This window comes from uncultured Proteiniphilum sp., assembly GCF_937873925.1.
GTDB lineage: Bacteria > Bacteroidota > Bacteroidia > Bacteroidales > Dysgonomonadaceae > Proteiniphilum.
Window position 1 is genome coordinate 28,185 of record NZ_CALNAT010000055.1, and the last position, 9,946, is coordinate 38,130.

At 36.8% G+C, this 9,946-nt stretch carries 7 protein-coding genes, 1 pseudogene and 1 CRISPR repeat array; of the genes and pseudogenes, 7 read left to right on the forward strand and 1 reads right to left on the reverse strand.

The genetic code is table 11. From position 1 onward, the window contains the following. The first annotated feature begins 5 nt into the window (after positions 1 to 5). The 7 genes and pseudogenes from Q0502_RS04005 to cas2 all read left to right on the forward strand — a co-directional run bounded on the left by Q0502_RS04005 (position 6) and on the right by cas2 (position 7,237). Positions 6 to 599, forward strand: coding sequence for a hypothetical protein (locus Q0502_RS04005; RefSeq protein ID WP_298647410.1), 594 nt, complete (start codon positions 6 to 8; stop codon positions 597 to 599). Then, entirely contained in the window at positions 596 to 2,722 is a 2,127-nt protein-coding gene (gene cas3, locus Q0502_RS04010; RefSeq protein ID WP_298647413.1) for a CRISPR-associated helicase Cas3', read from the forward strand. The genes Q0502_RS04005 and cas3 overlap by 4 nt, the downstream gene beginning before the upstream one ends. Positions 2,723 to 2,730: 8 nt before the next feature. Continuing rightward, on the forward strand, positions 2,731 to 4,041 hold the full coding sequence (locus Q0502_RS04015) for a hypothetical protein (RefSeq protein ID WP_298647421.1): 1,311 nt from the start codon (positions 2,731 to 2,733) through the stop codon (positions 4,039 to 4,041). Positions 4,042 to 4,052: 11 nt separating this feature from the next. Continuing rightward, positions 4,053 to 5,117, forward strand: coding sequence for a CRISPR-associated protein Cas7 (locus Q0502_RS04020; protein ID WP_298647424.1), 1,065 nt, complete (start codon positions 4,053 to 4,055; stop codon positions 5,115 to 5,117). Positions 5,118 to 5,271: 154 nt separating this feature from the next. Beyond that, positions 5,272 to 5,761, forward strand: a pseudogene (locus tag Q0502_RS04025) (CRISPR-associated protein Cas4). After that, entirely contained in the window at positions 5,758 to 6,777 is a 1,020-nt protein-coding gene (cas1b, locus tag Q0502_RS04030) for a type I-B CRISPR-associated endonuclease Cas1b (protein WP_298647427.1), read from the forward strand. Before Q0502_RS04025 ends, cas1b begins: the two are co-directional and overlap by 4 nt. A 193-nt stretch (positions 6,778 to 6,970) precedes the next feature. Beyond that, positions 6,971 to 7,237 carry a CRISPR-associated endonuclease Cas2 gene (gene cas2, locus Q0502_RS04035; RefSeq protein WP_298647431.1) on the forward strand — a complete coding sequence of 89 codons (267 nt, stop codon included), beginning with the start codon at positions 6,971 to 6,973 and terminating at the stop codon, positions 7,235 to 7,237. 211 nt (positions 7,238 to 7,448) lie between these two features. Next, positions 7,449 to 9,361: direct repeats of the CRISPR family, unit length 29 nt; unit sequence CTATTAATCGTACTAGGTAGAATTGAAAT. Between the two features lie 142 nt (positions 9,362 to 9,503). On the opposite strand, the gene trxA is transcribed toward cas2, so the two are convergent. Further along, complete coding sequence (gene trxA / locus Q0502_RS04040; protein ID WP_298647433.1) at positions 9,504 to 9,866, reverse strand: thioredoxin; 363 nt, start codon at positions 9,864 to 9,866, stop codon at positions 9,504 to 9,506. Positions 9,867 to 9,946: the final 80 nt, after the last annotated feature.

The window sequence follows — 9,946 nt, forward strand, 5'->3', positions numbered from 1 at the left end:
AAAATATGAACGAGACACTTTATATTGTAAAATATTCCGGGCCATTTGGGTTCATCAAACCCTGGACAGCCGTCAGAGATAGTGAAACGTTTTCTCAACAGTTTCTGACACCCTCCATCGTGGAAGGTATTGAGAAAAAACTTTTTCCGGAATTACTGAATAAAGTCGGAATTAAGAAGATTAAAGGGCATCGATTGCTGTATGATCAAATATCCCCACAACAGGAAGTAATACAAACACGTGGATGGAATAGTATAAGAAAAGGACGACAGATTCTCTTTGATCGTCCCACATCTATTCTCTTACGAGGAGTGTTAATTCATCCGGTGTTACATCTTGCATTTGATAGTCAATACGATGCTCTAAATGCAAATAAACAACACATTTGCTTATGTCGTAATGAAGATATATTATTTCCCGAGGAAGAGGTGGAAAAAATTAACACCGAGGAGTTTGAGAATGATGAAAGATATCCAGGTTTTGAACTGGTTTTTGAGCAAAACGAAAGGTCTTTTCCTGTTGGAGTCGATCGAAAAACAGAATTAACCATGTTTGGTTGGTTAAAAATTGTAGGAACGCCTATAAAAGAATATATATGATGTTTTACGCGAAATCTGCGCCTGAATGGACACTCGTACTCGATCATTTGCACCATGTTTCTATGGGAGCTGAAAAATTTGCAAGTTATTTGGGCTTGGATTCCCTCATTGCAAAGAATGGAGCTGTTTTACATGATATTGGAAAGGTTCACCCCATCTTCCAAAAAAGATTAAAACAGCCTCGTCGTACATATGAACAGCCATTTCGTCATGAAATCGCTTCTTTGTTTTTTTTATCAGCGTTTCCTCCGGAGCAAAAAGATTCTCTGATTGAAATGGTAGTAAGCCATCATAAATCTATGAAAAAGGATATAAGGAACCTCGGATTGATGGATCTGGAAGAAGAGGGCGATGAATATATTGACTTTCATCTCGGCCACTGGGAAAAATGGAGTATTGATGCATTGAAGATTCTTGAGCACTTTCATATTCATTCTAAGCCAATCACCCGTCAAGCGGCAATAGAGAATTTATATTATTGTATTGATTATTGTGAAAAAAAATCCAAAGAAAAGGGGGCTTCAGAGTGGAAAGGGCTATTGATGGGAGCAGATCATTTTGCATCATCGTTAGTGGATAAAACTGAACAATACCTCGCCAATTTATTCCAAAAACCAGACCTTTCCTTTTACAAACGAACACACCCGTTGTATCCTCTTTCCTTTATGCCAGCTGACTCGTCTCATAGACATACCATTGTCATTGCTTCTACCGGAGCAGGGAAAACTGACTATTTATTCAGACGATGTAGGGGACGTGTATTCTACACACTCCCGTTTCAAGCTTCTATTAATGCTATGTATAGGCGAGTGACTAAAGAATTAGCGGTGAATAATCCCGGGTCAGATATTCGAGTTCTACATTCCACCTCGAGAATAACACGAAATAATGAAGAAGAGCCGGCTTTGCAGCCGTTAATAGGTTCTTCCGTTAAAATACTAACTCCGCATCAATTATCTGCACTGATTTTTGGAATGAAAGGATATGAAGCCTTGTTCCTCGACCTGAAGGGTTGTGACGTAATATTGGATGAAGTACATACATATACAGATATATCACAGGCTATAGTGTTGAAACTACTTGAAGTTTTGGTATACATTGGATGCAGGGTTCATATAGGATCAGCGACTATTTCCTCCATTTTCTACCAAAAAATCATGGGAATATTGGGCAAAGATGTGCTGGAAGTAAAATTGTCGGATGAGGAATTAGATAAATTTGACCGTCACATTGTTCACAAAGTTTCTTCCTATGGAGAGACAGAAAAAGCAATCGCTAATGCTATTGAGAAGAAACAAAAAATTTTGATTGTGCTGAATAGAGTGAAAACAGCCCAAAATGTTTTTGAAACCATACAGGATAATTATATTGGTATTCCTTCTATGTTATTACACAGCCGATTTAAAAGGGGAGATCGAAATATTAAAGAGAGGGAACTAATGGGAATAGACGAAAACGGAGATTCATTGCATGTTTTTAATACTTCCGATGAAGCCTGCATTGTTGTTGCAACCCAAATCGTTGAAGTGAGCCTCGATATCAGTTTCGATCTCATGATAACCGAATGTGCTCCATTAGATGCTATGATACAGCGTTTTGGAAGGATAAACCGAAAGAGAAATAATGAAACGATTGGAAAACTCCAACATGTTTATATCATTGCACCTCCCGATAACGAACAGTCAGCCAAGCCATATGATCTGAAGATTTTGCAAAAGTCATTTGATGCATTGGAAAATGGAATGCCAATCCATGAAAGAGATTTACAAAAAAAGATAGATATGGTATTCGATGATACCGATTTCAGTCAAATTGATGAATACTGCATTTTCAATAATGGATTTACCATTCCTGTCTTAACCCATAGAGCGAAAGCAATTCTGTTTGAATTAATGGAAATAGACAGTGTATCATGTATTACTGAGGAGGATTGGTATAAATATGATAATGGTGATTATGAAAGCAGACTTCAACTGGAAATCCCCACTTATTATTATAGTGTATCAAACCTGCAACAGTCGGAAAAAGGAAATCGACCGTTTATAATTCCGGATAGTGCCTATTGCCCACACACCGGATTGGATATCAGCAAAATTAATTTAGGAACAGGAGTACAGTTATGATAACTACATTGATAGGAAAAACCTTTCTTACTGCATTTAACGAAGAGTATGCTCAAAATTATTCCGCAAAAGATTTTTTTGAGAAAATATATTTCGAGTTGTTTTTTAATCATCCTAAATATATGCAATGGATCACCAATTCCCCTTTTGTGCAAATGAAAAAGGGGCAGAAGGCAGCATTGTTGTCGCCGGAAGAACGTCTTGAAAAATTGCATGCATTGTATGATAAAGCAGAAAATGAAACGGCCGATGCAAGCTTTGCTATTGGTTATCCTGCATCCGAATCAAAAGACTTTGCAAGTACATCCGGAATGGTGTCGGATATTGAGATATTGACCGATGAAGAGGATGTTTATTATTCGTGGATAGGTTCTGGATTAGGTGCCGGCGTTGCCGGTGGCTATAATTTACTGATGAATGATGCTGCAATTCTATTGTATATTTATGAAGGATGGAAATATTACCGCAATTGTTTAAATGATCCTTTACTGGATAGAATACGTGGGAATCAAATTAATACATGGAATGGACAATGGCTAACATACAGGTTGGGAAAGAGTTTTAATCCCGATTTTAGAATATCTGATTTAGAAGATGAAAAGATCATTTCACTATCGACCAATGTCATCGAAGTAGACACAATAAACTGGCCGAATCTGTTTTTCAGTCTTTCCAACCTGTATCCAGAGAAGATTTTAACCACATATGTATACAGTCACGGACAAACAAATACAACTATTGGTTTTATTCCATTTTATCTGAAATCAGGAATACGGCTTAAAGATGTATGGCGTTATCTTTATGGAGATCCAGGGAAATTCAATAATCGAGAATTTCAAAGTCTTTTTGGATTGAACATCAAACGTGCCTGTGAGTTGGGAAATATTGGCATGCAAGCTCTAAGACCTGAAAAGTTGAAAGAGCATATGAAGAAATCAATTAACTCATTGTTCAAGAAAGAAAATGAAATTATTATTTATCAAACTTATAAAACCTGGTTAGTAGCTATGTTATCAAAAAACAAACAAGAAATTATGGACTATACCATCGAGGTAGCAGAACTGATTCAGAGGTATAGAAAAAATGCTTCCGGAACGGAGAGGAAAAATCTGATCGAACTGAGATTATTTGGTGATAAATCAAATAAAAAAGGATTTATAGATGCCCTTACGGAAATGATAAAAGAATTGGAGGGGGACGACCTGCAAAAACTGAGGGAATTAAAGAACGAAGTTCATTTAATGACCAATGAAGAGTTTGGATACTTTAATACCCTTTTGAAATTTGATTACGCGTTCATCGAAAAAACAAACTATTAATAATTATTACAATGAATACAATCTACATTAGAACCCTTAAAAGAGCCGAACATACTGTTTTTAATATTTCAGACGGACAGAAAACCTATTACGATGTTCAATTTGATCGCTTTTTACCTTTCTCTAGTGGACAGCAGGTGAAGCGATCGATCATTGATTCAATTTGTGAAGTGCTTAATGAAACACCCAGTCCCACCACTTTTCATTTTGACATCACTAAACAGAATGAACTTAAAGAAGGAGAAGTGTACGGTACATGCGACCCGACCTACGTGGATCAACTTTTCGGAGGTTGGATGAAGGCTGGGAAAAAAATTGAGAAAGGCGACCAATCTCGTACTTTAAAACGAAGGAGTCCTTTATCTATATCTGCCATGCGTGCTTTACATCCTCTATTGGCAGGTGTAAACAGAGAAAATATTTCTTTTGATAGGAGCGATCGGCCAAATAACGAGGTAATTGTTCGTGACGAAAAAGGGAATATATTATCAGAAGAGGAGATTACTGAGTTTCTAGAAGGTAAAGACCGAAGTCTGAGTAGAAAATGGATTCCCAATAATAGCCGTGCTACCGGACTGTTTATTTTGGATATTGCAATTGACCTACGTAGACTCTTTTCTGTTTCTATCAACCAATTGGAACCGGAAATGTCGGATGATACCATTACTAAACTCATTGAAAATGGGTGGGTTAAATCCAAAAATATTTTTGGAGAATGTTTGGTGGCTCCACAAGAACTTCGTGAAAGTTGGATAAAAGGATTGGCCCATGCAATTATTAGCTGGAAAATAACCTCTAATCAATCCCGAACTTTTAGTTTAATGGATACATTGGCTGTTGCCATAAGTGATAATGCGAATGTTATTGCCGGCAGTATCCGTGCGAAACTATCGGAGGAAGATTCGGGAAAAGCCATACCTATTATTGATGAATCGTTAGAAAATGTAGATACTTTCATTTCTTTGCAAGCTGGCGGATATATACAGACGAAAGGTGAAAAGGCCGATGCGCTTGAGCAAGCGGAGCAAAAACTTGTCGACTTAATGATGGCTTACGATTATGAACATCAAATTTGATTTGTAGGCATTCTTTTCTTTGTTTAGTAACCCTACTGTAGGGGTTTTGTACTTAACACCACCAATTATAGGATGCTCATGAAAGGTTATACCGTGGAGAAAATGTTTAGAGCGTAACTCCCCAATCAGGGAAACGTTGAATCGAAGATATAGCATGACAATCACCGGCACTCATTTCAACTATTATCAGGTTTGCAAGCGGAAGCTTTGGCTGTTTGCAAATGGAATTAATATGGAGCATTTGTCGGACCTGGTGTACGACGGAAAGCTGATCCACGAGAACAGTTATCCGCAGAGATCGGAACGGTATGAAGAACTGGAAATAGAAGGCATAAAGATTGATTTTTACGATGCCCGGAATAAAATTATTCATGAAATCAAGCGTTCCAACAAAGTAGAAATATTATATTTACGTGTTGGAGCAAAACGGTGTGGCGGATGTCACTGGTGTGCTTGAGTATCCTACATTAAGGCTTACCGAGAAAGTTGTGTTGACTGATGAAGACAGGGTGAAAATTGCAGGTATGAAACAAGAAATTTCAGAAATCATTTGTTCAGATGAATGTCCTCCCACGATTAATGCAAAAATCTGTAAGAGTTGCAGTTATTATGAATTTTGTTATGTAAACGAATCGGAAGAATGAAAAAAACGTACTATCTTTTCAATCCGGGTGTATTAGAGCGCAAGGATAATACATTGAAATTTACTCCCTTCGAGGAGGATGAGAATGGTGAATTGTATCAGCCCGGACAACCACGATATCTGCCGGTGGAGGATATTGCAGAATTTTACGTGTTTGGCTCCTTGCGTGCCAAGAGTTCACTTTTCAATTTTCTGGGACAGAAAGATATCGTTCTTCATTTTTTTGATTACTACGAAAACTATACCGGTTCTTTCATGCCTCGAGACAGTTTATTGTCGGGGAAGATGTTATTGACCCAGACATCGGCTTACCAGAATAAGAAAAAACGAATTGAGCTTGCACGGAAATTCGTAGAAGGCGCTGCATTTAACATGATTAAAAATTTGCGATATTACAGCACCCGAGGGAAAGATCTGGAAGGAGTGATTGAGAAAATACAGTTATTCAGTTGTCAAATAACTTCTTCAGTGACAATAGACGAATTGATGGGTATCGAGGGGAATATCCGGCAAACCTATTACGATGGATTCGATTTAATTCTCAGTGAATTCAACATGAATGGACGGAGTAAACAGCCGCCTGGTAATGAGGTGAACGCGTTGATATCTTTCGGCAATATGATGTGTTATAGTCAATGCCTAAAGGCAATACATCAAACTCAACTCAACCCAACAATCAGTTATTTGCACACACCGGGAGAAAGGCGTTATTCTCTTTCATTGGATGTTTCTGAGATATTTAAACCAATTTTGGTAGATCGCATTATCTTTAAACTTTTAAATAAGAAAGAACTTCAGGAGAAGCATTTCGAACATCGATTGAATAGCTGTCTTTTAAATCCCTCGGGAAAGAAAATCTTTGTTCAGGCTTTTGAAGATCGATTAAATGAGACGATACAGCATCGTTCTTTAAAAAGAAAAGTAAGTTATAAGCATCTTTTGAAGCTGGAATGTTATAAACTGAGCAAGCACTTACTGGGGATGGAGGAGTATAAACCATTTAAGATGTGGTGGTAACAAGAACATCTTCTTGTCTGCTCGTTTTCATCCCCGGGTTATGTCCAGAACGTCCATGATTGTAGCAGGAACATCTTCCTCGCCAGCAAATTGTAATCAATCTGACTCAACTCTGTGATAAATGGTAATAAAAGGCTGAACATTTTGTACATAAAGCAATTGATTCATTAAATACTTAATTTTCAGGTGATAGATGTATGTAATTTTGGTATATGATATTGGAGAAAAACGGGTAGGGAAGATGCTCAGATTATGTCGTACGTATTTGAACTGGATTCAAAACTCTGTCTTTGAAGGAGAAATTACAGAAGTTAGGATGAAAGAATTAACCATAAAGGCGGAAAAGATAATGAAAAAAGAGGAAGGAGATAATTTGATTATTTTTTCCAGTCGATCGGATAAATTTCTGGACAAGCAAATTATTGGACCTGAGCGGAGTAGTACCGATAATTTTTTGTAACGGATTGTCGGTCCACTGGTTTTGGGTTTGCCGGAGAGTATATTCTACCGAATGAGATCTTTGACATATTGAAAATAAGCCTATTAAATAGGTTGTCGATGCCCTGGTATTTTTGTATCTTTGGGCATCGACAACTTTTAGGTGTAATTTTGCGGATATTTTTCTTTTTTAATTGCTGATAATCAGCTTTATTTTTTGTCGTTTTCAACGGCTATTAATCGTACTAGGTAGAATTGAAATTTTTTAGCTGGCCCATAATTGCATTATGTTTAGTGCTATTAATCGTACTAGGTAGAATTGAAATGATGATAGTATCAATATCATCTATAGCACACTTGCTATTAATCGTACTAGGTAGAATTGAAATGATGATAGTATCAATATCATCTATAGCACACTTGAGCTATTAATCGTACTAGGTAGAATTGAAATAATATCAAAACGCGCAGAACATATTTGTAAAAATGCTATTAATCGTACTAGGTAGAATTGAAATGACATATGTTGTAAGTCCGTAGCGTGTGCGGCAGTTGCTATTAATCGTACTAGGTAGAATTGAAATACATAAAGGGATATGGGTCCGCATACAACGAGTTTCTATTAATCGTACTAGGTAGAATTGAAATATGGCTAATCGCTGCTTTTATTGTATTGTTGCCTACTATTAATCGTACTAGGTAGAATTGAAATGTCCTTAGAGTTGATACCAAACATGATATCAATAGACGCTATTAATCGTACTAGGTAGAATTGAAATGTGATTCCAAAATAGAGCGTGCTGAAGAAAGCCTGTCTATTAATCGTACTAGGTAGAATTGAAATTGGACCGAATCAGGCACATACCGATACTCGTTATACTATTAATCGTACTAGGTAGAATTGAAATTATTCATAGTGAACTTACGGGAATGAGTGAGATCAAACTATTAATCGTACTAGGTAGAATTGAAATCTCATTGAATATCAGATAATTATAAAGCATAAAAACTATTAATCGTACTAGGTAGAATTGAAATGGGATAAACTTACTGCAGACAATCTACAACGGATTCTATTAATCGTACTAGGTAGAATTGAAATTATAATCAGCCAAGGAGCCAGGTACCAACTTCATCTATTAATCGTACTAGGTAGAATTGAAATTGGTGGACATTCTCTTGCTTGGACTGTACCACAGCACTATTAATCGTACTAGGTAGAATTGAAATAAATTTCGCAGTATTTTAAGGTTTGAAGGTAGTTTTCTATTAATCGTACTAGGTAGAATTGAAATTTTATGTGCTGTGAATTAGATACGCCGCCTACATGCTATTAATCGTACTAGGTAGAATTGAAATAAGTTTGGCCGTCTTTCTCCTGCTACTGCGGTTTCTATTAATCGTACTAGGTAGAATTGAAATGTTGCCTTTTCGCGCTTATCAATTGATCTACAATGCTATTAATCGTACTAGGTAGAATTGAAATTATGGTATGACATCCTCTGATCCTCTCTGGCAACGCTATTAATCGTACTAGGTAGAATTGAAATAATGAACGAGAACGTCTACGGCCTAAACGGCCTCTTCTATTAATCGTACTAGGTAGAATTGAAATACCTTAACATGTCCTCGATCCTGCCAAGCACGTACCTATTAATCGTACTAGGTAGAATTGAAATTGCCTATTGCTAAACTTTTTACAATTGCCATAAAAAACTATTAATCGTACTGGTAGAATTGAAATTTTATTAAATATCTCATATAATACATGATCGTTAGCTATTAATCGTACTAGGTAGAATTGAAATAACGCTTCAATCCCTTTTTCTTTCCGGCTTTACTCTATTAATCGTACTAGGTAGAATTGAAATTAGAACTTGCAATATTGTATATGCAGCAACCCGTTGACTATTAATCGTACTAGGTAGAATTGAAATATCAGATTGAAGTCGATGCCCGGTATCTCCTTGTCGCTATTAATCGTACTAGGTAGAATTGAAATAACTTTGGAACGAGTTGCGCCAGGAAGCAGGCGTTGACTATTAATCGTACTAGGTAGAATTGAAATTTGGGCCACGCTGGGCACCATCCCTTTCCGGAAAGCCATTAATCGTTTCTCATTAATCTTACTGGGTAGAATTGAAAGACAACAGCTTTATTCAATTCAAAACATCTATATCTACTGTTAATCGTACTTTAGGTAGAATTGAATTTGCTCAAACCGCTCATGGAATCCCTGTTTTTTTCCGTTTTTTAGTATACCGAACGCGGGGGAAATAAGCATTTTTTTAAGCGTTACGAATTTGCTTTAACAAGAAATTCTTGTTTTTAATACCTACAAAACGGTTTATTTCCACTCCGTTTTTTAAAAGGATCATCGTGGGAATGCTGCGTATGTTGTATTTCTGGGCAAGTGACTGGTTTTGCTCAATATCTACTTTGCCGACATGGTGATTTCCCGTCAGTTCATTGGCGACCTCGTTTAATACGGGCGCCATTATCCGGCAGGGAGCACACCAGGCTGCCCAAAAATCAATCAGTATGACTTTGTTCTTAGTTTGATATTGAAAATTTTTATCCGTAAGGGGAATAATCCTTTCATGATCACCAACCATGGAGATCTTTTTCATTTTAGCCTGAAGTCTGTACATATAAATAATGCGAATCAGTAGTTGGAACTGTTCGCGAGTTTATATAGTTAAAGTATTTAAAATCAATGAAATAAGTGCGT

Bases quoted from the DNA above. Each gene is read 5' to 3' on its own strand.
- Q0502_RS04005 (WP_298647410.1), top strand. From the start codon at position 6: ATGAACGAGACACTTTATATTGTAAAATATTCCGGGCCATTTGGGTTC.
- cas3 (WP_298647413.1), top strand. From the start codon at position 596: ATGATGTTTTACGCGAAATCTGCGCCTGAATGGACACTCGTACTCGAT.
- Q0502_RS04020 (WP_298647424.1), top strand. From the start codon at position 4,053: ATGAATACAATCTACATTAGAACCCTTAAAAGAGCCGAACATACTGTT.
- cas1b (WP_298647427.1), top strand. From the start codon at position 5,758: ATGAAAAAAACGTACTATCTTTTCAATCCGGGTGTATTAGAGCGCAAG.
- cas2 (WP_298647431.1), top strand. From the start codon at position 6,971: ATGTATGTAATTTTGGTATATGATATTGGAGAAAAACGGGTAGGGAAG.
- trxA (WP_298647433.1), bottom strand. From the start codon at position 9,866: ATGTACAGACTTCAGGCTAAAATGAAAAAGATCTCCATGGTTGGTGAT.